Below are 23,861 nucleotides of genomic sequence, written 5' to 3'. Positions count from 1 at the left end.
AGAAAGAATAAAGTATCATGAATGGTTCATTGGTACTCCTTCATCTTGCCGGCGCTATTTCTTTACTTCTCTGGGCCACACGCATGGTGCGCACAGGAATTGAACGCGCCTATGGTGACAGACTTAAATATAAAATGTGCCACGTCATTTCAAAACCATTGTTTGCTGTAAGTTTTGGACTTTTTACAGCAATGATTTTACAAAGCTCTACAGCAATAACGCTCCTCGTTGGTTCTTTCGTTGAATCTGGTTTTGTCTCTGGAGTAGCAGGACTTATGGCTGTACGTGGAGGAGAATTAGGGTCAGCAATCGTTGTAAAAATTCTCACCTATGACCTCACTCTTGTTGTGCCCTTGTGTCTTTTAATTGGCACTTGTATCTTCATGACAACAGAAAAACGTGAATGGCGTCAAATAGGACGTATTGTCATCGGTATTGGTCTTTTGATTTTATCTTTAGAGATGATAAGTACAGCGACAGAACCTTTACGTGAAAGCGAAATTTTGCCTAGCATCATTCGTTATCTTTCAACCGATCCTGTTTCCTCTTTTTTGTTGGCTGCTGGCTTAACCTACCTCTTACATTCATCCATCGCAGGAATCATTTTGCTGGTCAATTTTGCCAATTACGATCTTATTCATACGCAACTCTGTGTTGTCATGGTTCTTGGTGTCAACTTTGGCTCTTCTCTTATAGCACCACTTTTAACGCGCAACGCCTCTCCTAATACCCGCCTCGTTCCCTTAGGAAACTTACTCATGCGTGGGGCCGGTTCAATCCTTATACTTATCTTATTTCTCTCCTTTCACCCTCCCATCACATGGCTTGGCAATAACGCCCCTACTCAAGTGATCAACGCCCATATCATTTTTAATGTTTTCATTCTCCTTGCTGGAATACCACTTTCAAAATGGGTTTTAAAATTAACCACTCAGATCGTGAATATAAGTGCAAAAAAAATGCAAGCTAACAAAACGCTCAATTTATCCGATCAAACAGCTCTTGATGACAGTGTTCTTGAACGCCCAACTCTCGCTCTCTCGAATGTCATGCGTGAAGTCATTCATATTTGTGATCTTGTAGACATCATGCTAGAAAAAATCATGGGACTTTATGAAAATCCTGATCCCAATATTATTCGTGAACTCAACCAACTCAACACCATATTGGACAAAAAACATATCGCCATCAAACTTTATCTTGCACGATTAGCGGGACAAAAATTATCTGACGAAGAAGCTCTTCAAACGCAAGAACTTCTAGGCGCCTGTATAAAATTAGACCAAGCAGGCGATATCATTATTCATAATATGCTGATGCTGGTTAAAAAGAAACAACAAAAAGGTTTACAGTTCAGCAGCGAGGGCTGGAGTGATCTCCTTCGTTTCCACGCCATTGTACTAGCCAACGCGCATATAGCATTTAACGTTCTCGTCTCACGTGATACACATACTGCACACCTATTGGTACAAAAAAAAGATCAACTACGAAACTTAGAAAAAGAGATGAGTTTAAAACATTTTAAACGTCTGCGTGAAGGGGATCTCAAAAATGTAGAATCATCCAGTCTTCATCTCGACACTGTGCGCGACCTCAAACAAATCAACTCTCTTTTGACCTCAATGATCTACCCCATTTTAGAAGAACAGGGACTTCTTCAAAGTTCTCGTCTACGCACCCCTGCTGAAGAACAAACAGAAAAAACTTAAACTTTTCAAATAACTTGAATAAAACACACATCACATCGATTATTCAATTTTGAATATGGTCAAGATATTGATTTAATCAAAACATCTTATTATTTGACAATTTAAATGAGCTTTCTTCATCGTAAATTTCTTTCATTTAAAATCTATTCATGATGAATTGCTCAAAGTCATTTGCTTGCACATTACAAACAAAGCAGCATGTAGAATAGAACTCTTGAAGAAAGACATAAAAATGCCTAACCATCTCAAAGCCAAGACTGTTAAACACATAAAGAATAGGTCAAGAGTATGATAGTTCCAACCTAAACTCGCCTTGTAAAAAGGGGATCGCTTCACAGTAGCAGCAAAACAGAAATGCTCTATAAGGAATGCAAAACCCCACAAAAATGCAATATTTATATCAAGATCTGTAGAGGTTAAACCTATACAGCCACGCTATAACGTGTCAACAAAGCAGTTTTAATTTCAAACATCATTGATATCAATTGGCAAGCTCCAAACTTTTAAATATCCATTTTACTTATTGCTTTAATCACAGTTGTTTTTTTCAATTTAAGAGAGAGCTTTAAAAAGCTTATAAATACACTTTATGAGTTATTAAAACATTTTCACTAATATTTTCTTATTTTATTCGTATTTCTAAATTAATTAATTTGTTTATAAATTAAAATGTATTATATATTTATACTTATTAAGTATTATTATGATACAAATGTGAATATTATTTTAATATAAAGGAAAGTAATAAGTAAAATATCTAAAAGCAATATCCTTTCCACTGGGTAAAAAAGGAATAAACCTTGATTTTTACAAAGTTTACTCTAGTTACAATTTAAATTCAGGCAAAGGAGGGTATCATGGAAAATGCAAACATCGGCTGGATTGCAGCTATTGTCATTGGCGGGATTGCAGGTTGGGCTGCACAGTATATTATGAAAAGCCAAACAGGAATATTGTTAAATATTATCTTAGGGATTATTGGCGCTGCGCTAGCAAGCTTTCTTTTTAGTCTTTTAGGTGTAAGTTTTGCTGGTTGGCTTGGCTATCTTATTTCAGGTTTTATAGGAGCCTGTATTCTTATATGGATAGGACAAAAAATTCGATCATAGAGTATTTATTTTTTACACCTTTTGGGATTCAATACAAAACTAGGAAACAACTAGCAGAGTTTGAAATATTTCCTTGTAACTTGTTGTTACCAATTTTGATATGATGGTGAGATGCTTAAGCTGCGATTTTAGGCATACACCATCACCGTATTATAAAACGAAATGCAGTAAAGAACTTTATAACGCACCATTTCATACCTATATAAACTTACGCATATCAGGAGAGATATGTTGCGTTATTTTAACGAAATACGAACTGATTTTTGTACCACGTGCGCAAATCCAGCATATCTCACTGTAATAACAATTCATAAGGTTACAAAAATCACTAACGATGATTAAAAATTCTACCGTATAATGCTAATACCTATACACTCTATCAACAATACCCTTTTTACCAAGAAAACTCGAAGAGCTTTTTTGCATCTTAAGAAATAAAGAGAGACGGTAAGAACAAAATGATAAAGAATTTTTTCTAATCTATGAAAGAAAATAGTATATAAAATAAATATGAAATAATATTAATGTAACTTTATTATAGAATTAATACACATTATGTTATGTGAAGTAATTTTTAACAATTTTAATAATATAATATATTTTAAATTTTTCAAAAATATATGCATTAATATAAACTTCTTGATTATAAAGAATACGATCCCCTTTACATCTCAATTCAAAAGATTTGAATATCTCTTCACTTTCTAAAGTATAAAATAAAATTTTGTTCCTCTTAAAACTTCCTCTTTATATCATCTTGCATAGATGAATTTTTAGCTCTTCTTTATATGCGTTACAAACGAATTTTAAAGTACGAAACATTTTTCCCATTGCTCTCATGCGATAAAGAAATTTCCGTAACGCATTGTGAAAGCGCCTTGGATAAAACATAATACCTTATTTTGCTTTTTTAATGAAAATAATCCTATAATATATACTTCCCGCATATCTTCTTTTAAAGACCTTTGCAATCGACTTTCCCTTTGATATCTTCCTGTTAAAATCTTGCTGCTTTTATACTCCTTGTATTACAATAGAGCTATCTATTTAACCCAACATAACATATGGAATAAGACTTTAGCTGTGGAGTAAAACGATGTCTGATCTTGAAGATTCCATCTTACCGCCTCTAACGTGGTTCTCTGATCAAAATCCTCCAATACCAGAAAACGTTCGCGATTGGCTCATGGAATCGGGCTCGATGACGCTTCGATTAAAGAAATATTGTACCTGCCTCCAAGTTCAACCACAACGCGAATGTTTTATTACGCAAGATAAATTAACAGAAGAAGCAGAGCATCTCCCCGAAAGTGCGCGTTATTGGCTACGCGAAATCATATTAATGGGAGATAATAAACCTTGGCTCCTTGGACGCACTGTAATTCCACAAGAAACCCTCCTACACAATCAAGCCTTGATGCATTTGGGAACTGTACCTCTAGGACATTATTTATTTAACAATGACAAATTAACCCGCGATTACATTCATATTGGTCAACAAGGTGCACTATGGGCACGCCGTTCCCGTTTGCGGTTAACGGGTAAGCCATTGTTGCTAACTGAACTATTTTTAACAGATTCACCACTATATCCCCATAAATAGAGGTTACTCATTTTATTCTGCATAACTTATAGATTTTATATAGCTTATAAGGGATTTAATCAGAGAAAAGAATTTCAAAATTATCTCAAGAACACATTAAAAACAAAGACTTCTTTTCAAAATACCCTTTTATTTCATAAACTCAGCTTAAAAATCTCTTCCCTAGAAAAAACGTTCTAAAATTCTGATTTTCTTATCATTAAAACCAGCACTTGAATTAAAAAGATACACACCATATTGATAAAACCATCTATATTTAAATTTCTTACCGAATAATCACTACTCTAAATATGGTAACTCTTTATCAAACAAATGCTTTGAAACAGCAAAAAAGACAATAATACACTCCCCAAAATTGGAAATCTGTATCAATTAACTTAATCATCCTGTTTTAAAATTTTTAACAGTGCAAATAATAGATTTTTTTTAAAAGTAAAAACTCTATAACCTTTTTGTTTTTTAATGATCTAACAGCTTTGAAGAACAGAAAAATATAATACATAAAAGAATGTTTATTGCTCTATGAGCTCCAAAAAAACTTCGTTGATTTCAAAAAAAATATTTTTTTGATAATAGTATGTATATAAAAAATAAATGATATTTATCAAAATCCTACTGATTTATAAAGGTGACGCACAATAAAAAATATTTTCCCATCCCATTGAATTAACAAGATCTATTGCAATTTTTTACGAAGACTATTGCACACTTTAGAAAAATTCATTTGCCCCGCATACCGTTCCTTAAGCCATGCCATCACCTTACCTATATCGCGTAATTTTTCAGCCTTTGTTTGTGCCAAAGCTTCACAAAGAACCTGTTCTACTTCCATCTCCTTAAGTTGATAGGGAAGAAATTCACGAATAACTTCTATTTCTGCTTGTCCTCTCTCTGCCAATTCCAAGCAACCAGACTCTTTATAGGCTCGCATCAATTCTTCACGCTGTTGAAGCATTTTAGTGAAAACAGACTGTATCTGCTGATCATCCACTTCTAGCTTCCCCTCATCATAATAAAGAATATCACGATCCCTAACTGCAGCATTCATTAAACGAAGTGTAGCAAGACGCGCACTATCTTGCACTTTCAAAGCAGCCCTAAGAGCCCCATCAATCTGGTTACGCAACATAAATTTATCCAATTTTGTTCAAGAAGAATATGCCTTTTAACCAATCTTTATCCATCTTGCAATGGAAGATAAAAAAATAATTAAGGACTCGATCTTCGAAAAGCTAAAACAAGACTTTACCTCTTCATGGAATGTACTTATACTGCCTATTTCAAGCGAAACGTTACCAGAATAATATACACAGCATCTGTTAAAGGTATGATTTTTGTGTAAAGTTGGTCATTATACCTTTCAGAGAATAAATTGTGGATACATACTATGATACAAGCAACTTCACCCAGCCACCCTTGGAGTATCAAAAAACCGACAGCCCTCTTAGTCTTAGCAGATGGAACCGTTATTGAAGGCAAAGGAGCAGGTGCTACAGGTATCGCTGAAGCTGAAGTGTGTTTTAACACCGCCATCACAGGCTATGAAGAAATCCTCACCGACCCATCATACACACAACAAATCGTTAATTTTACTTTTCCTCATATAGGAAATGTAGGGGCAAATAGCGAAGATATTGAAGATCTCTCTCCTCTCAATTGTCATGGTGCTGTTGGCGCTATTTTCAAAGCAGATATTACACATCCCTCAAATTATCGATCCAATGAAAATCTTCATCAATGGCTTAAAACGCGTAAAATTATTGCACTTTGTGGTATTGATACACGTGCACTCACAATTCTTATTCGTGAAAAAGGTGCACAAAATGCTGTCATTGCACATGATGCTAATGGAAACTTTGATATTCCTTCTTTAAAGAAACGTGCGCAAAAATGGCACGGTCTCGTCAATCTTGACCTTACGAAAGACGTGACATCTCAATCATCAATGCAATGGAATGAAAAACCATGGAGTTGGAATAAAGGATACGGTACAAACAATGTGCACAATCTTCATATCATTGCAATTGACTACGGTATTAAACGTAATATTCTTCGCCTTATGGCAACACAAAAAGCCCGCATTACTGTTGTGCCTGCCCACACAACTGCAAAAGAAATTCTGGCAATGAACCCTGATGGCGTTTTTCTTTCTAATGGACCAGGAGACCCCGCAGCTACAGCTCAATATGCCATTCCAACGATTAAAACATTAATTGATCATAATTTGCCAATTTTTGGAATATGTCTTGGTCATCAACTTCTCGCTCTTACGGTTGGTGCAAAAACCGTGAAAATGCACCAAGGACATCATGGTGCCAACCACCCAGTTAAAGACCTTAACACTGGAAAAGTTGAGATTGTATCGATGAATCACGGTTTTGCCGTAGATTCTTCCTCTTTACCACAACATGTTCAAGAAACACATATTTCTCTCTTTGATGGTTCAAACTGTGGTATTCGAATCATTGGAAAACCTGTTTTTTCTGTTCAATATCACCCCGAAGCTTCTCCTGGACCACAAGATAGCCACTACCTCTTTCAGCATTTTTGTGATCTCATTATGAATTATAAAAAAATATCTTAAAATAAAAAGCCTCACCTTTTAACTTCTCTCCTTTAAATTATATCATCTTCCTACGCACAATTATATTATTTTTATACCTACAACTTATTGAAGTTGTATTATTATTTATCATTCTGAAACTAAAAAGAGCGCACTGAATAGCTTAAATTTTTCTCCTTCCTCTTCTCTTAAGGTCGTATCCATCAAAATCATTGGCTTCTCCCCCCAAGCAAGGTAAGTGTATCGATAAAAACTATTTTTAAAAAGAGTAAAGTGTCTAACATTCAAAAAAGTGCCTAAACTTCAAATAAGCATTGGATTCACAATACAATTTTAAGCATTCTATTTTGCATGAGAAGCATAACTCCTCCTAAAGAATAAAGAAATTAAAGTGTGAGACAATGCAACAAATCTCTACTTTTTAAAAGATATTGCCGTAGATGGTTTTGAAAACTGTAAAGCCGAATAAAAAAGTAATAGCAAAACAGAAAACATCTTTTCAATTTTACAACTTTATATTCTTCCAAAATGAGGTTTTCTTTCGATTCCAGAAGTTATGCCAACAAATATAAGCAATATTTACTTCCAATTTGCCATATAAAATTTGGAATTGTTCATACAATACTGATACATCTAACGCAGATACGTTTTAATCTTTTGTTTTCAATATGCTGCTGCATTAGCACTGGATATTAATTTGCAAGCAATAGAAAAAATACGGACTCCCCTATACAAACAATATCACAAAATAAAAAAATTATTTGCACTAAATGAAAAGGAGATATCGATATTTTATATAACACTTTGTTAAACAAATATCACAAAAAACTTTCTGCCTATAAAATGATACATTTTGTTTATCTTCTGCATTCTTCTAGCAAAATAGTACGTACCGGCCTCTCTCAACAAATTAACGTACCCGCAAGGCAAAAATAACTGTGGCAACGACAAGAAGAAAAAAGCCTCCAACAAAAGGAGCACCTGAAAAATAAAACAGTGCATTTTTATCTGTAAAACATTCAAAAAGAAACACATAAAAAACAGAACCAAATGTTAAACTTAATGAAATAACAGATGTCATCGCTCCTTGCAGTTCTCCTTGTACATTTGTCGGTACCTGCGCTGAAGCAATCGCACGTATAGGTGCATGAACAAGATATTCAAGCATTGTACACATACAAACCATATAAACCATCCACCCCTGCGTCGCGAATGTATAGCCCAGCATAGCAACGGAGGCAAACAAAAGCCCCACTATAACAATATGCCAATCACTCCATCGTTTAGAAAAATAAGGCAAAAAGAGAGCGACTACAATAAATTGGCCTATCCCAAAAACACTATAGGAGAGTCCAATAGAAAAAGAACTCCAATCATAGCGTTCTTTTGCAATGAACGCCCAAATGCTTAACCATACAGATTCCGCAAACCAATAAAGAAAAAAGACCAATAACACCCAAAGAACCATCGGATATTGTTTCAGGTGCCAAAAAGCACCTAAGGGATTTGCCCGCTTAATATCAAAAAAGCGCCTATTCCATAAAGAAAGGGTTTCTGGAAGCATAACCCAAGAAAAAATAAAATTAATGAGTGAAAAACCAACAGCAAAATAAAACGGAATACGCGGACCAAACTGACCTAAAAAACCACCAATAAACGATCCTAAAATAAACCCCAATGCGGATGCAATGCCTAACAGACCAAAATTGCGTGTACGGGTTTTATCATCAGATATATCCGCAAGATAAGCTGTACAAGTTGCAAAACTAGCGCCACTTATCCCTGACAAAAGACGCCCGATAAATAACATAGAATAGCTCCATGCTATAGCACATATGAGATTATCAAGAGCAAAGCAGATAATAGAGAGAAGCAAAATAGGACGACGACCATAACGATCAGAGAGATTGCCAATAACAGGAGCAAACAAAAACTGCATCACTGAATAAGCTGCAAGTAATTTTCCTCTTTCTACAAAAGATGTACTAACCTCTTTTCCAGTTAATTGAGAAAAATATTCAGGCAAAACAGGACAAATGATCGCAATACAAAGAATATCTAACAATAAAGTGATGAACACTAAAATGAGCCCACGCTGAACAAATTTCGGATTGAGCATTTGGTCTTGCATAACATACACACTATTTTACGCATACAATTACTTCCCCGCTATATTTTAACTCCCTTTTCCTTTTAAAAGTATTCTATACCGTATACTTTTCACATACAAAATAATAACAAAGTAAAAATTTAAGTAAGAGTCAAGATAAAACTGTAAAATTACGTTTTAATTGGTGTATCTTTAGTTGCTATCTCATTGTCAAAGAATAAAAATTTTTTTTGCATTATACGAACAAAATATTTGTGCGACAAACTCATGAACAAAATTTCATGAAACACAGAGTATTTCCAATAGTTTTAGAGACATTACGATGAATTTTATCAGACATCATTTTCCCCTCTCATCCCACCGTTTTCAGGAATCTCAATTCCATTGGATACGTTAGATATCCTATAGTAATTGAAACCTTTTAAAAGATAAGCTCTTAAAAAATTTTCTTACCCTCAGAATATGCTATAAAGTTAAAGCAGCAACACCAGAATAGCTTAACAACGTAAAAAGCTCATCATATTTTTAAAAATATTTATTTGACAATAATTTTGATTAAAAAATAAGTATATTATAGAGAAAAATCCTTTAATTCTATAATCTTAGAAAAGATTCATATCGTTTGCAATTTGTGTAACCTTAAAAACCATGATTTTATCTTTATATTCATTGATACTCTTAATGATTGTATGCTAGCATTAAATCTAACGATGATCATGATAAGCATTTAAAAAATAGCACTTTTAGAAATAGTTCGTCATGAATTTTTAATTCAAAATGGTGTATAAAATGCGAAAAATATCCCTATTAATTCTCATATTAATGTTGGTAACAGGATGTGATGTTCAGGATTCTGATTCACAAGAGAGTACTGTAGAAAATAAAATAAAAACACAACAAACAACCAACGTAAACCTAGATCCCTATACTCTAAATAAATTAAATGCTCTTCTCAAAAAACGTTCAGAAACAAATTATCAGGAAAAAGGGGCACTAATTGACTTTCTTTCTGAAGCTTTTTTAGGGACACCTTACCAAGCAAATATGTTACATGGCTCAGAAAATACACCAGAAAAACTGATTATTGATTTTAGAGGCTTAGATTGCTTCACTTATCTGGATTATGTTGAAGCATTGCGCAAATCAACATCCCAAACAGAATTCATAAATAACGTCATAAAAACGCGTTATATTAACGGTAATGTTCATTTTTTAAATCGGAAACATTTTTTTACGGATTGGGCTTATAGAGAATATAAACTCGCCACTGATATTACCGCTGAAATAAGTCCCCATGCGGTAAAAATAGAAAAATATCTCAATAAAAAAGCTGATGGTGGAAGCTATCTACCTGGGTTGCCAGTTGTGAAACGCACAATAACGTATATTCCAAGTAACTTTATTAATGAGGAGGTTATAGGTCGTTTACAGTCCGGTGATTTCATTGGTATTTATACGAAACTTGCTGGATTGGATGTAACACATGTGGGCTTCTTTATCATGACAGATAAAGGGCCAATGTTAAGAAATGCTTCTTCACGAAAAGAAAACGAAAAAGTCGTTGATTCTCCTTTTATGAATTATGTTGAAAAAACACCAGGAATCATTGTTTTAAGAGCTCTTGAATAACATCATAGCGATATGAAATATCTTCTCTATTCTTAAAATATATACTGTCGTTATTCAGGTAAACATCTAACTTCGTTCAAGCTATACGGATACAATATATTTGTTTACAGTTTTAAGAGAAAAAAGTCGTTTTGATCTAACTTTGTTTATAAGTATGACAAAATCATTTTTGGAGAAATTACGGATTTGTAATCACTTTTACTGGTTGAACGATAAAGACAGAAAAAACTCTATTATAGTATCACGCTTTCCTTTCATATTCTCAACCAAGAGTTATCTTTAGATTACCGCTAATCTGATCTTTACGAATATAACGCAAAAGACACAAACGAACGTTTGTAAAAATAAGTAAAAGCCAGATATGTTTGGTGGTTGTTTCATAAAGTATTCTATAAAAATTCGATCTACCTCTCTAATTTATTGCATATAAATTTTTGACTTTATAGCTTTTTTTTCCTTATAAAGTCTTTGCTTTTTGTTATTATCTATAAATTAAAATAGCCCTGATATAGCAGCATATTATGATTAGGATGCACCAGTACTGTACGAGTCCTTGTAAAATTTTGATGCCAGATTGGAATGAAAATATGAAGGCATCAATTAAAAACCAGTTTCTATCTTTAGCATCATTCTTTAGTTCAGCTTTACAATTTTCTACAGTAACGACAATAATATCCTTTAAAGAGTAGAGTTATGAGCATGATTTTTGTTTTTTCATCTTTTAATGAGTCCCCCATCCTTCATGCAATAAAGAACACTCTAAACAGAACACATTGTATCGATAAAACAACACATTTATTAGCAACAATAATGACGATTAATCTATGATCACAAACTTTAAAACCCTATTCATAACTTTTATACAAAATTTATAATTAAATCTCATTAAACTTATTACGAAGGCTTCACTCCTCCTCGCCCTAAGAAACGAAACATCTACTCCCGACAGTCTGTAAACGATCCGTTTTCTTAAATGGATTTAAGCTGCTAACCATTTCATGAGATTCACTTACAAAAGAATACACCGGCAAGTCCTATTTTGAATATTTACTCCATACTCTAAAAACACTTAATAGATCAAATTTTATATGCCTTATCTCACCACACCTTAAATGACAGTGTTTTAACGAAATAGAATAAATCTTGCCTTAAATACTCTGTTTAACCTTGTATACTTGATTGATGCAAAAATTAAATCAACAAAAGAGCATCATTGTATTTTCGAGAGGTATGAATCACCCCATCATAAAAAAACAGTCTAACATAACAGACAATTTGAAAAATCTTTTTATATAAAAGGGATTACCGTTGTACCGGGAGGCAATTTTGCCTCATCTTCAGGCTCGACATGAATAGAAATACGCACATTATCAAATTCTTTTTGAAGAACAGCTTCGATTTTATCACAAATTTTATGTGCTTCTCCTACCTGCATTACAGCAGGCACAACCAAATGAAACTCTATAAAAGTAACCCTTCCAGCAACACGCGTCCGTAAATCATGGACCTCAAGCGCACCCGATGCATTTGCAGAAATCAGTTCCCGAATCCGCATGCTTTCATTCAATTCAACGCCAACATCCATTAATCCCTGAACAGCATTTCTAATCACCTTCCAGCCCTGTAAGAGAATATTAACGGCAACGATTATCGCTAAAATTGGATCTAAAGCTCCCCATCCTCCGACAAAACCGGCAATCAAACCAATTAAAATTGCAAGCGAAGTAAAAACATCTGTTATAAAATGCACTCCATCAGCTTTAAGAGCCGGTGAGCGATGGAGTTTTCCCTGCCAAATAAGAACCATTCCCCACATACAATTTATGACAGTTGCAATAAGATGAATAACAAGCCATATTCCAGGTTTCTGCAACAATTTAACGGTAGAAAGAGCTATCCATGCTTCTCTTAAAATAACAATTGCGGCAATAATAATGAGTACCCCTTCAAGAATTGCGGAAAAATATTCCGCTTTATGATGCCCAAAGGGATGATCATGATCTGCTGGCTTCATACTCACTTTAACAGCCCACCATGCTGCCAATGACGCAAGGATATTAACGATTGATTCCAATGCATCAGAATAAAGTGCAACCGAACCTGTGATGTGATATGTCCAATATTTCAAAGCAAAAACAATACACGCAATAAAAATAGAGTATAAAGTCAAGCTTTGTATATTGATTTTTACATCCATGAACCTCATCCTTTTCTTCACGAAATAGGGAATTAATATTTTCAACCATATCATTATACTTTTGGCATAACGACGATCTTTCCTCAATATTACAGAAGCTTCATCATACAATAAACGCCTCAGCTCACCATTATTATCGTAAAAACTGCTCAGTTACACGAACAGCACCAATAAATAAAGAAGAGAGAAAATAATAGAAAAAAGAGCTTTCCCAAGAGCAATCAAACACATAACCTTCATTATTAATCGTTTTCTGAATAACTTAAAGCCATCTCACTTCTCATAAACGAAAAACTTTTTTTGCTCAAATCTATCATGATCATGCATTATTTTTCAGTCTTATGATGTGCATTATACCCCATTTATAAGCCATCGTTGCACCTTAGAAAAAATATCTTAGCACTCTACGGTAACTTTACAGGTCAACTGGATTTTAAAATATGATTTACTAAAAAATTTAGATATAAAAAGAAGAACAATGATTACCCTCAAAAAAAAAAGAATCTGGGCATTGGGGACCCAGATTCTTTTCCCTTAGAAATTAAGGGCATACAGAACTTGGGAAATAGCGGGGACCCAAGACACTGCACCCGATACGAGAAAAAATATATGATTCCGTATCAGTATTTTTACATTATACCTATGGTTGCATATTGTCAATACAAATTCTACCATAAGTTTTAAAATAATGTTTTTTTATCTCTTTTTTTTAAATAAAACAAATTCTAACATCTGGAAATCATAAGAAAAAAGCACTAAAAATCTCGCATGCATTTGAATATCACAACAATCAATGAAACAGATGATCCACGCCTAAAAGCCTATCATAATATCCGTGAAAAAGATCTTGTTGGACGGCAACATCAATTTATTGCTGAAGGCAAAGTAACATTGTCCGCATTACTACATTCGAAAGAGTTTTCTGCCATCTCACTGCTCATCGTAGCAAACCGTCTCTCTGGACTTCTACCGCTTTTAGAAAAAACACAGCCTCTATGTCCCATTTATTGCGTTCCACAAAAAGTTATGGATAATATCACCGGCTTCCATGTTCATCGTGGTGTTCTGGGTATTGGTAAACGCAAAATACTGCCATCCTTACAAAGTTTTTTACAACATCTTCCAGAAAAAGCTTTGATTCTTGTTTTATGTGGTATCTCGAATCACGATAATATGGGATCAATTTTTCGTAATGCAGCAGCCTTTGCCAGTAATGGCATTATTGTCGACAAAACCTCATGCGATCCACTTTATCGCAAATCAATAAGAGTGTCTGCCGGCGCTGCTTTAAAAGTACCCTATACGCAAAACGCTGATATAAATGACATTATAGCTGCTCTAAACGATGAAAACTTTCATCTTTATGCACTCTCCCCTTCTGCCTCACACACTCTCAAGCAAGCCAACAAAACCAAAAGAATGGCACTTATTTTTGGAACAGAAGGCGATGGCTTACCACCCCATATACTACAACAATCAAACACCTTACGTATTCCCATGACTGACGGTTTTGACAGCCTTAATGTTGCCACAGCCTCAGGTATTGCACTTGCTCATTTTACCAACTTTGACCACTAAAGATGATAACACTTCAAGTTATAAAACATACCCAATGTTGTATGTTATCTATCAGTCTCCAATAATATTGCCGTCCCCTAGCCTTTGAAAGCATTGATAAAAAACATTTTTACATTTTCTTTATCATCACTTTCCACACCCTAACCCCGCTTATGACGTGCAGAAGATATAATTTTGATGGATTCAATCATAAAACAAACTTTCAATGAGAAAATCTTCCGGAAGTCTCTCATTCAAGTTTAAGATTAAAAAATATCATTATAAATCAATTTACTATGCTTTATAAAGCTGTTGTTTTTAGTTCTGAGGAAACAGGATCTTTTGTTTCGAGATTGCATAAAACGCGCTTCAACATCATTTCAGTATCAGCTGCACGTTCTGAATGTGTTACAAATCCTCCCCCAAGAATACGCGCCTCATGACCATTTCCATCATAAAGAACGCAAGCTTGCCCTGGTGCCACACCATTTTCACATTCCAATAAATCAACGGAAAAAATACCTTCTTTATAATGTAAGCGCGCAAGGTGAGGAGGACGCGTTGAACGCACCTTTACAGCCACCTCAATACCTTGAGAAGGGAAATTATCTAACGACTCATCACCAAGCCAATTCACATCACGTAAAAAAAGCTTATGCGTTTCTAACATTTCACGCGGTCCAACAATAACACGTGCATTTTCCACATCGAGATAAACCACATAAAGCGCTTCACCCGTTGATACCCCAATACCACGACGTTGACCAACCGTATAATTAACAATTCCCGAATGTTTACCTAAAATCTTTCCATCAATATGGACAATAACGCCAGGATTAGCTGCTTCTGGACGCAGTTTTGCGATAACATCTGAATATTTTCCTTGTGGAACAAAACAAATATCCTGACTATCATGCTTATTGGCAACCACAAAGCCCATTTCTGCTGCCATTTCACGAACGCGGGCTTTTGGAAGGTCACCAAGTGGAAAACGCAAATAATCAATCTGTTCTTGTGTCGTTGCAAAGAGAAAATAACTCTGATCACGATCATTATCGAGAGGACGAAAGAGTGCTCGATGCACTCCGTTGGAACGCGAACGAATATAATGTCCCGTAGCCAAAGCATCTGCCCCCAATTCGCGTGCCGTTGCTAATAAATCAGCAAACTTAACCGTTTGATTACATGCAATACATGGTACTGGGGTCTCTCCATGAGCATAACTTTCTGCAAAAGGATCAATAACAGCTTCGCGAAAGCGCTTTTCATAATCAAGAACATAATGAGGAATTCCTAGTGTTTCTGCAACGCGGCGTGCATCCTCAATATCTTGTCCTGCACAACACGCCCCCACCCGATGCGTTGCTTCCCCATGATCATAAAGCTGCAACGTAATGCCAATAACATTATATCCTTCCTTTTTCAAAAGACCTGCAACAACCGATGAATCAACCCCCCCCGACATTGCAACAACAATGCGAGAATCCTCAGGTTGTCCTGGTAAATCAAGACTGTTTAAAAACATGTATTCATTCTCTATTTAATGCTCTGTTTAATGGCTACCCATATGTTGACATTCTGATGCACGCTCTTCAGCACTTTTACACGATTGATTGTCTTTATATTATTTTTTTATCCTTTCCACAACCATAGGCATTATTTTCTTAAGAGCTGCTGCAAACAAAAAAAGAATGATGGAAATAAGGCATAATGGCAATCGTTTAGGAGAAATCCTTTTTTGCTCTTTTGAAAAATCCGGTAAAATATTGCAAGAATCTCTTCTACACACTTCAACTTGAGCTTCTTTTTACATACCCAATCACTTTATTAATTTTTTCTTTCAGCGCTTTTAGCTCTTTTTTAAATTTCATGCTCTATAAACGAATCAAGTCCTTGACTAAAGGTAGAGGATACGAATGAGCAACTTGATAAAAACACAAATGAAATATGTTATTGGGCCAGATGGAAGTCCGCTTACAATTGCCGACCTACCGCCGCAAACAACACGGCGCTGGGTGATTCGTCGCAAAGCTGAAGTTGTTGCGGCTGTCAGAGGTGGATTGTTAAGTCTTGACGAAGCGTGCCACCGTTATACTTTGACTGTAGAAGAATTTCTTTCATGGCAAAGTTTAATCGATGAACACGGTTTAGCGGGATTACGAACGACCAAGATTCAACACTACAGGCATTAAGTTGCCATTGATTACGATTTGATAACATAAAGCAATCTATAAAACAGCCAAACTTGATAAAAGTTTGGCTGTTTTATACTATATCCAAAAGATAAACCTGAAAGAATGGATTCTTCAATAATTGCTTTTATTAGCCAACCATTGCATTAGCCAACCATTGAATTAGATTGAATCAAAATATCCTTATCATCCGCAACAATCTTCTTTTCTCGTGCTTCCAAAAGCTGTGCACGTTGCAGCTCTGTATTAGCTTCATGGAGAGCAATTTCAGCGTTTGTTTTTTGAAGTTCTAAATCACGAATTGAATTGATCAGATTATCACGTCTTTGCCGCGCTGCACGCGCAAAAGCAGAATAAGCAAAATGGTGAACATCATTGTTTCCAGATTTACGTTCTTCATGAGTAATCTGTGCTTCCAACTCTAACACCATTCGTTCAAATTCTGCGATCATCATCTCAAGCTGTGCAATTTCACGGCGCTTTCCACGCACTTGAAACATCCTCAATCGCACCATATTTTCTCGTGGCTTCATACTCACTACTCCTTGATTGCGCCAACTCAAAACTCGCATTCACACCCAATAAATATCTTTTAGTTATATGTCTATCCGACAAAAACAGTCTATTAACTTGAAATTATAATAATTTTTGCCTTGCATTAAAGCATCTGAAAATACAATCTGCTTTAAAGAGCAATAACTATTTCTTTAACTTTTCCCCCCATTATAAATGAAGAGGTTTAAAGCTCAGTAAATAAACACTGAAATTGTAAAAAAGTAATTTATAACGCTCTTTTACAATTTTTTTTAAGTTAAAGTTTATAGAAAAAGCCCTTCTTTGTTTATTATGTTAAAAAATATGGGATTTTTCTAAAATAATTTTGTAGCCTCTTTCAAAAATAAAAATATTTTGTTAACCACTATCATGGATAGTGGGGAATTTAGTAGTGATTGTTACGCGTACTACTGAAATGTTCATAAACACTTTGTCATAAGTGTTTGATTTAATGAATTGTTTTTATAACAGTGGTTTTGCTAACTGATATAAAATAGAAATGCTCCTTATGATTCGTGAAGGAGCAAAGTGAGGGATCTAAAATGCGCGTATTATTAATTGAAGATGATAGAGCAGTTACTCAAAGCATTGAGTTGATGTTAAAGTCGGCTAACTTTAATGTTTATATCACTGATCTGGGTGAAGAAGGTATCGATTTAGGAAAACTCTATGATTATGATATCATTTTGCTTGATCTGAATTTGCCTGACATGTCAGGGTATGATGTCTTGCGGACTCTAAGATTGGCAAAAATAAAAACTCCTGTCTTAATCCTTTCTGGTATGAATGCCATTGAAGACAAGGTTCGTGGTTTTGGCTTTGGAGCAGACGACTATATGACGAAGCCTTTTCATAAAGATGAGCTCATTGCACGTATCCATGCAGTTGTTCGTCGTTCTAAAGGACATGCACAATCGGTTATTGTTACCGGAGATCTCACCGTTAACCTTGACACAAAAACTGTCGAAGTTGCAGGGCGCCCTGTTCATTTAACCGGTAAAGAGTACCAAATGTTAGAGCTTCTCTCTTTACGCAAAGGTACCACCCTTACCAAGGAAATGTTTCTCAATCATCTCTATGGTGGAATGGATGAACCAGAACTAAAGATTATCGATGTTTTTATCTGTAAATTGCGGAAAAAATTGGAAGCAGTCTCTTCTAGTGTAAATTACATTGATACAGTTTGGGGACGTGGTTATGTATTACGTGATCCAGTTGAAGAGAACGTACGAAAAACCGCTTAAGCAGTGAACATGCACATTGTAAAATCTCGGAGTGTAGCGGGCCGAGATTTTTTCCCGAGATCTTTTCTCTGTTAAAAGTAGAAAACTCGCACACCAAAAATCTCATATAGAAAGCGCTTAAAGCTTAAGAAGTAACCACACCAAATTTACACATATAACCTTATCGCTCATAAATTCAATCGAAGCCACTTTTCCCAACACAGCTTAAGCGCTTCTCTCTTATTCAAAGCTTTTTTATACTTTCTAAAACAATACAACCATCACTTTCATCAATATTTATTTTCATCTCTGTCATCTGAGCAAGTAACATTGTGTAATAAAATTGGATGACATGTGCATCAACAAGCTCTTCTTGAACTTCTCCACGGAATAACGCAAGAAAATGAGGGGGTATACGGAGAGTTCTACCGAAAACCTCAAATCGAAAAGAACGTTTATTTTCTTCTTGCAAAATCATAACAACAATTTCACCACCACGAGAAACTGTTGCATTTGCAATCAATAATAAATTAAGCAAAAGTTTAACTTCATCTTTTTCTAACAATAAAGAAGAAGCTTGCCATTTTAATGTTGCTTTTTCTTCTTTCATATATTGTTGAGCAACCTGCTCTGCAGCCCGTGTATCTATTTGTCCTCCACTTGCACCAGCAAAACCAAAAGCCAATCGCGCAAATTGTAGACGTGCAGCAGCACTTGCAACGGATAAACGCACCAATTGTAAAGCATCTTCTTCAGCTCCTCCTTCATCATAAAGCTCCATTGCATTTTGAATAGCCCCCACAGGTGAAATCAAATCATGGCAAATACGACTACAAAGCAAAGCAGCAAGATCCATAGGCTTCAAAGAAATATCTAACGTCATAATGATTGAAAACTCCTAGATTCAAAAAAACAAACTTTATTTTAAAGAAAAACTCTTAACATCTGATGCATAATAGGAAATATTAACAATCATGCTAAAAAATCAGAAATAAATTCAAGAATTTAAATAACCTTATATCTTATTTTTTATTTGAATAGCATGAAAATTCTAATATTATCTTTTTGTTTATCACTAATAAAAGGAGAAAACTCCATGGCTCTCTCTCTGCTCAAATACTGGTACAAAAATATTATATCTTTAATCTTCCTTTTATTCATCACCATAAACACCACACATGCTCAACTAAAACCAATAGAGCAAAACGAGCCTCATTATTCACTCCAAGAAATTATTGATTCTGGTCATATTTTTTTTGGAAAAACAGCCAGTGGTTTGGCTGTTGCAATTCAAAATATTTTTTCAAAATACGGTTATCCCAATGCCTATATTTTAGGAGAAGAAGCTTCTGGTGCCTTTTTTGCTGGATTAACCTATGGCGAAGGAAGGGTTTTTACCAAAAGCTATGGTCAACATAAAGTTTTTTGGCAAGGTCCCTCAGTAGGATGGGATTTTGGCGGCCAAGGCTCCCGTTTAATGATCTTAGTTTACAATCTTAATGGCATAAATAATTTATGGAGACGCTATGGTGGTATTTCAGGTTCGGCCTATTTAATTGCAGGTGTTGGTTTTCATGTCCTAAAATACCATAATACCTTGTTAATCCCAATACGTACAGGAGTCGGCGCACGCCTTGGTATCAATGTAGGATATTTAAAATTAACACCTAAACCGACATGGAATCCGTTTTAAACGTATTCTTATTTGAAAAGGGGTATTATGCTTATTCAATCATTTCTTTTTTTTATACTCGGAGTTGCTTTCACTTCTTGGTTACTGGTGCTTTTATCTCCTTTTATTTGGCGGAAAGCCGTTCATTTTGCGTATAAAGATGTTTGTGCGAAAATGCCATTATCACTCGCGGAAATAGAAGCAAATCACGATTTTCTTCGTGCACAACATGCTGTAGAATTAGCAAACAACCAACAAAAGTATGAATTTTTGCAAAAAAAATATGCCCAACAAAAAATACAACTGAGCCAAGTAACAGAACAATTTTATCGGCTATGCCTCCCCACAAAAGATACTCTCACCAAAGAAGCGATAGCAATCAAACAAAATATCGCCACACTACACACTTTCAAAGGAAAGAAAAATGATGCGTGAAAAAATCGCACTCTATCAGCAACGCTTACAAAAAATCCAAACTCATGAGCTTGACCCGACTGCTAACCACCAATTGCTGGAAGAACTCCGTGAAGAAACAAAAGAACTTGCAGCAACATTGGCAGCTCAAATAGCGCTACAAGAGGGGAATACATCACCCATCAACACATTGATTCAAAAATCAAAAAACAAAAATGACCTAGCCTCACGTATTCGCAAAAAAATAACTTTTCTCTCCCAAAGCCCTGTTAAATAAGTTATCTTTTAAAACACCTTAAATGAAGAGTAAAATCAACAAAGGTTCATTGTAACTTTCATAACCCAAATCCTTTTTATTAAACGTGACTTTTCTGCTAAGCTAAAGGACAAAGTTTTTTAGCCCATACCGTTCTGTTAAAAAATATCTTCTTGTCTAGCAGATTCACTTGCTAATCATATCTCCGCTCTAAAGAACAACATTTCATAGGTTCTAGAAAGCAAATAATACCAAAGACATTGGTCACATACTCTAACAAAAAATACCTTCTAAGATGGATCACCAATAGAGATTTGACCATAATTTTAAGGATAAAAATACGCTCTCAAGAGTGATAAAAATCTCTTATTTTTTTGATAATCATATCCTGATCCGTTTGTGTCAAGTAAGGATGCATTGGTAAACTTAAAACACACTCTCCCAAAGACTCTGAAACAGAAAGGGAATCTTTTACATAAGGGAAGTGTTTATAAGCTGGCTGTTGATGTAAAGGAGTTTTATAATAAATCATTGTAGGGATAGAATTTTTTTGTAAAAAATCTTTTAATTTATCCCGTTCTTTTACCTTAATCGTATATTGTGCATAAGCAGAACGAATATTTTCTCCTATTTCTGGAACTGTAACAATATCTCTTAAGCCATTGGAATAGCGTTGAGCAATTTCTACACGCTTTTCCATTTCATCTTCAAAGATCACAAACTTTTCTAGTAAAATTGCAGCCTGAATGCTATCTAGGCGCGAATTCATACCAATACGTACATTGTCATATTGCGTTTCACCTTTACCATGAAACAAAATAGAGCGTAAAAGTTTTGCAAAATGATCATCATTGGTCATCATAGCGCCTCCATCGCCATAACATCCTAATGGTTTTGCAGGATAAAAACTTGTAGCAGCCACATCACCAAAAGCACCACACATAGTATTACCGCTTCTCCCCCCCATAGATTGAGCAGCATCTTCAATTACAAAAAGATTTTCCTTGGCAGCCACTTGAGCAATTTGCACATAGTCAGCAGAAAGCCCAAATAAATCAACAGCAATAATAGCCTTTGGCTTTAGACGTCCTTCTTTTTTTATCATTTCGATAGCGTGAGAAAGTTTTTCAACATCAATATTGAATGTATCAGGTAAAACATCGACAAAAACAGGTTCAGCCCCCACCAAAGCAACCACTTCAGCCGTTGCTGAAAATGTAAAACTAGGACAAAAAACAGCATCCCCTAGACCAATATTTTTAGCCATAAGAGGCATCTTCAAAGCATCTGTTCCATTAGCACATGCAATCACATGTTTAACGCCAAGATATTCTGCCAATTTCTCTTCAAATTCTGTTACTTTTGGCCCCAAAATATACTTACCACTAGCGACTACATGCGCAATTGCAGAATTAATTTTATCTTCAATACGCGCACGCTGCGCCCCAAGGTCGATGAATTGCATATTAACTCCATTGATCATCACAAAAATGCAAAAGCGCTACCTATCTCTTTTATCTATCATAATTGACATCAGCAGCTGTTAAAATCCGTAAAACAGCAATAGCATCATCACCATTTGTACGAGGTGATTGACGCGTTTCAATACAATGAAGGAAATGCCGTAATTCGCAAGTAAGCGGCAAATCTTCACAAACATCAATATAACTCAGCTCATCCATGCTAAAAGCCCACTCTTGATTTTCTTTCCAAACGGCAAAATGGTGCATTGCCAATTTACGACTCCACGGTTCCATATCATCAAAAACGAGTATAGCCTTTGTTCCAACAACAGTTAAACGCCTCTCACGATAAGAACTTAAGCGTGAAGTAAAAAGATGACTACGCACACCATTTGGAAAAATCATATGAATATGAGAAAAATCAGAAATCTGATCAACGACAGCAGCCCCCTCACCGCGAATTTCGGAAGGTTCGCATCCTGTCAACGCCAAAATCATTGAGAGATCATGAGGGGCAAGATCCCATAAAGCATCACTGTGTGTGTGAAATTTTCCAAAGCCTAATCTATGAGAATAAATATATCGCACATCTCCCACATCTCCGTTTTTCACCAATTCACACATTTTTTCAAAAGCCGGATGAAAACGTAAAATATGGCCCACCATAAAAACTCGCTCATAGGCCTCAGCCTCCTGAACTTGGCGTTTAGCATCAGAAACATTCAAGGCTATTGGTTTTTCCACCAAAACATCTTTACCATTTTTAACAGCACGGAGCACATTTTGCGTATGCAATTGTGGCGGCAACGCTAATACCAACGCATCAATATCTCGATGAGTAAAAAGATCATCTGGTGTAACAACCTCTACACCATACAGTGTTGCAAAACTAGCAGCACGATCATTATCAATATCAGAAACTGCTGCTAAAGCTCCGAGAGAGTGGAGTGTCCGTATATGATTTTCACCCCAATGACCGCATCCTAAAACCGCTACACGTGGCACCATTTTCATGCCTTACCTTACTTTATCATATAAAATTACACTTTTACATATCGAGGATAATATAGAATGACAAGAGAAAAGCTTAAAAACGATGCTTGACATCTTACTATTCTACCCCTTATATCCGCAAAAGATATAATTATTGACAATTATGATTGCTTATTTTGGCGGAGTAGCTCAGTAGGTTAGAGCAGAGGAATCATAATCCTTGTGTCGGGGGTTCAAATCCCTCCTCCGCTACCATTACTTTTTTATTGTGTGTTTAGTTTGTCAGCAGTGTAGCTGTAGCTTGCCAGCGGGTTTTGTATATTTTGACACTAGGTTTTGTACCAATTTATTTTTTCTCAAAGAGTTTTAAAGGTGTTCTCAAAGGGTCTTCAAATGCCTTTCAAAGGGTCTTTAAAGCTCTCTTTAACGCATTTTTCTGCTCCTATTTTTCCAGATCACTAAAGCATGTAAAGTCGGATTGAAAGGCAAGGGGGACGATTCCTGTCGGACCATGGCGTTGTTTTGCTATAATAACCTCAGCTTTACCCTTGGCTTGCTCCATTGCCTCTTGCCATTTGTTATACTCAGCAGTGCCTTCTTTGGGTTCTTCATTTTT

Annotated in this window: 20 protein-coding genes and 1 tRNA gene; 12 read left to right on the top strand and 9 right to left on the bottom strand. The window is 35.4% G+C overall.

Annotation, left to right across the window (positions count from 1 at the left end):
- The first annotated feature begins 17 nt into the window (after positions 1–17).
- The 3 genes from ACFILL_RS05810 to ubiC all read left to right on the top strand — a co-directional run bounded on the left by ACFILL_RS05810 (position 18) and on the right by ubiC (position 4,421).
- Positions 18–1,709, top strand: a complete 1,692-nt coding sequence (locus ACFILL_RS05810; RefSeq protein WP_375631191.1) for a Na/Pi cotransporter family protein — start codon at positions 18–20, stop codon at positions 1,707–1,709.
- Between the two features lie 857 nt (positions 1,710–2,566).
- Positions 2,567–2,818: a GlsB/YeaQ/YmgE family stress response membrane protein gene (locus ACFILL_RS05805; protein WP_273790808.1), complete on the top strand. Its 252-nt coding sequence runs from the start codon at positions 2,567–2,569 to the stop codon at positions 2,816–2,818.
- 1,096 nt (positions 2,819–3,914) lie between these two features.
- Positions 3,915–4,421 (top strand): chorismate lyase, encoded by a 507-nt coding sequence (gene ubiC, locus ACFILL_RS05800; protein ID WP_375621383.1) that lies wholly within the window; start codon positions 3,915–3,917, stop codon positions 4,419–4,421.
- Between the two features lie 676 nt (positions 4,422–5,097).
- On the opposite strand, the gene ACFILL_RS05795 is transcribed toward ubiC, so the two are convergent.
- The gene (locus tag ACFILL_RS05795; RefSeq protein WP_273790810.1) at positions 5,098–5,550 is read right to left on the bottom strand and encodes a GatB/YqeY domain-containing protein; all 453 of its coding nucleotides are present in this window, start codon (positions 5,548–5,550) and stop codon (positions 5,098–5,100) included.
- A gap of 258 nt (positions 5,551–5,808) precedes the next feature.
- Here ACFILL_RS05795 and carA point away from each other — a divergent pair, with 258 nt between their 5' ends.
- On the top strand, positions 5,809–7,005 hold the full coding sequence (gene carA / locus ACFILL_RS05790; protein ID WP_375631192.1) for a glutamine-hydrolyzing carbamoyl-phosphate synthase small subunit: 1,197 nt from the start codon (positions 5,809–5,811) through the stop codon (positions 7,003–7,005).
- 889 nt (positions 7,006–7,894) lie between these two features.
- Here the strand turns inward: carA and ACFILL_RS05785 are convergent.
- Positions 7,895–9,115: an MFS transporter gene (locus ACFILL_RS05785; RefSeq protein ID WP_273790812.1), complete on the bottom strand. Its 1,221-nt coding sequence runs from the start codon at positions 9,113–9,115 to the stop codon at positions 7,895–7,897.
- 768 nt (positions 9,116–9,883) lie between these two features.
- On the opposite strand from ACFILL_RS05785, the gene ACFILL_RS05780 reads away from it, so the two are divergent.
- Positions 9,884–10,723: a DUF1460 domain-containing protein gene (locus tag ACFILL_RS05780; protein ID WP_375623436.1), complete on the top strand. Its 840-nt coding sequence runs from the start codon at positions 9,884–9,886 to the stop codon at positions 10,721–10,723.
- 1,288 nt (positions 10,724–12,011) lie between these two features.
- On the opposite strand, the gene ACFILL_RS05775 is transcribed toward ACFILL_RS05780, so the two are convergent.
- Complete coding sequence (locus ACFILL_RS05775) at positions 12,012–12,920, bottom strand: cation diffusion facilitator family transporter (protein WP_375631194.1); 909 nt, start codon at positions 12,918–12,920, stop codon at positions 12,012–12,014.
- Positions 12,921–13,688: 768 nt separating this feature from the next.
- Between ACFILL_RS05775 and ACFILL_RS05770 the strand changes: the two genes are divergently transcribed.
- Positions 13,689–14,498 (top strand): TrmH family RNA methyltransferase, encoded by an 810-nt coding sequence (locus ACFILL_RS05770; RefSeq protein ID WP_375643444.1) that lies wholly within the window; start codon positions 13,689–13,691, stop codon positions 14,496–14,498.
- A 280-nt stretch (positions 14,499–14,778) separates the two neighbouring features.
- Here ACFILL_RS05770 and mnmA read toward each other — a convergent pair whose 3' ends face one another.
- Complete coding sequence (mnmA, locus tag ACFILL_RS05765) at positions 14,779–16,002, bottom strand: tRNA 2-thiouridine(34) synthase MnmA (RefSeq protein WP_273790816.1); 1,224 nt, start codon at positions 16,000–16,002, stop codon at positions 14,779–14,781.
- 391 nt (positions 16,003–16,393) lie between these two features.
- Between mnmA and ACFILL_RS05760 the strand changes: the two genes are divergently transcribed.
- On the top strand, positions 16,394–16,669 hold the full coding sequence (locus ACFILL_RS05760; RefSeq protein ID WP_273790817.1) for a DUF1153 domain-containing protein: 276 nt from the start codon (positions 16,394–16,396) through the stop codon (positions 16,667–16,669).
- A gap of 146 nt (positions 16,670–16,815) precedes the next feature.
- Here ACFILL_RS05760 and ACFILL_RS05755 read toward each other — a convergent pair whose 3' ends face one another.
- Positions 16,816–17,202, bottom strand: coding sequence for a flagellar export protein FliJ (locus ACFILL_RS05755; protein ID WP_273790818.1), 387 nt, complete (start codon positions 17,200–17,202; stop codon positions 16,816–16,818).
- Between the two features lie 564 nt (positions 17,203–17,766).
- Here ACFILL_RS05755 and ctrA point away from each other — a divergent pair.
- Positions 17,767–18,468: a response regulator transcription factor CtrA gene (gene ctrA / locus ACFILL_RS05750; protein WP_273790819.1), complete on the top strand. Its 702-nt coding sequence runs from the start codon at positions 17,767–17,769 to the stop codon at positions 18,466–18,468.
- A gap of 223 nt (positions 18,469–18,691) precedes the next feature.
- Here the strand turns inward: ctrA and chpT are convergent, their stop codons facing one another.
- Positions 18,692–19,330 (bottom strand): histidine phosphotransferase ChpT, encoded by a 639-nt coding sequence (gene chpT, locus ACFILL_RS05745; RefSeq protein ID WP_273790820.1) that lies wholly within the window; start codon positions 19,328–19,330, stop codon positions 18,692–18,694.
- A 213-nt stretch (positions 19,331–19,543) separates the two neighbouring features.
- Here chpT and ACFILL_RS05740 point away from each other — a divergent pair, with 213 nt between their 5' ends.
- The 3 genes from ACFILL_RS05740 to ACFILL_RS05730 are packed head-to-tail and all read left to right on the top strand — an operon-like array spanning position 19,544 to position 20,810.
- Positions 19,544–20,140: a DUF1134 domain-containing protein gene (locus ACFILL_RS05740; RefSeq protein ID WP_273790821.1), complete on the top strand. Its 597-nt coding sequence runs from the start codon at positions 19,544–19,546 to the stop codon at positions 20,138–20,140.
- Positions 20,141–20,167: 27 nt separating this feature from the next.
- Positions 20,168–20,554 carry a hypothetical protein gene (locus ACFILL_RS05735; RefSeq protein ID WP_375631197.1) on the top strand — a complete coding sequence of 129 codons (387 nt, stop codon included), beginning with the start codon at positions 20,168–20,170 and terminating at the stop codon, positions 20,552–20,554.
- Positions 20,544–20,810 carry a hypothetical protein gene (locus ACFILL_RS05730; RefSeq protein WP_375631198.1) on the top strand — a complete coding sequence of 89 codons (267 nt, stop codon included), beginning with the start codon at positions 20,544–20,546 and terminating at the stop codon, positions 20,808–20,810. Before ACFILL_RS05735 ends, ACFILL_RS05730 begins: the two co-directional genes overlap by 11 nt.
- A 325-nt stretch (positions 20,811–21,135) precedes the next feature.
- On the opposite strand, the gene ACFILL_RS05725 is transcribed toward ACFILL_RS05730, so the two are convergent.
- Positions 21,136–22,254 carry a DegT/DnrJ/EryC1/StrS family aminotransferase gene (locus ACFILL_RS05725; RefSeq protein WP_375631199.1) on the bottom strand — a complete coding sequence of 373 codons (1,119 nt, stop codon included), beginning with the start codon at positions 22,252–22,254 and terminating at the stop codon, positions 21,136–21,138.
- 49 nt (positions 22,255–22,303) lie between these two features.
- Complete coding sequence (locus ACFILL_RS05720; RefSeq protein WP_375643469.1) at positions 22,304–23,260, bottom strand: Gfo/Idh/MocA family protein; 957 nt, start codon at positions 23,258–23,260, stop codon at positions 22,304–22,306.
- A 163-nt stretch (positions 23,261–23,423) separates the two neighbouring features.
- Between ACFILL_RS05720 and ACFILL_RS05715 the strand changes: the two genes are divergently transcribed.
- Positions 23,424–23,500, top strand: a tRNA-Met gene (locus tag ACFILL_RS05715).
- Between the two features lie 187 nt (positions 23,501–23,687).
- Here the strand turns inward: ACFILL_RS05715 and ACFILL_RS05710 are convergent.
- The coding region (locus ACFILL_RS05710) for a DnaB-like helicase C-terminal domain-containing protein (RefSeq protein ID WP_375643468.1) at positions 23,688–23,861 on the bottom strand (174 nt) is incomplete at its 5' end.

The organism is Bartonella sp. AP20NXHL (assembly GCF_042196165.1).
Taxonomy (GTDB): domain Bacteria; phylum Pseudomonadota; class Alphaproteobacteria; order Rhizobiales; family Rhizobiaceae; genus Bartonella.
Note: the sequence above shows the minus strand (reverse complement) of the source record. Positions and strands in the feature narration are given on the sequence as shown.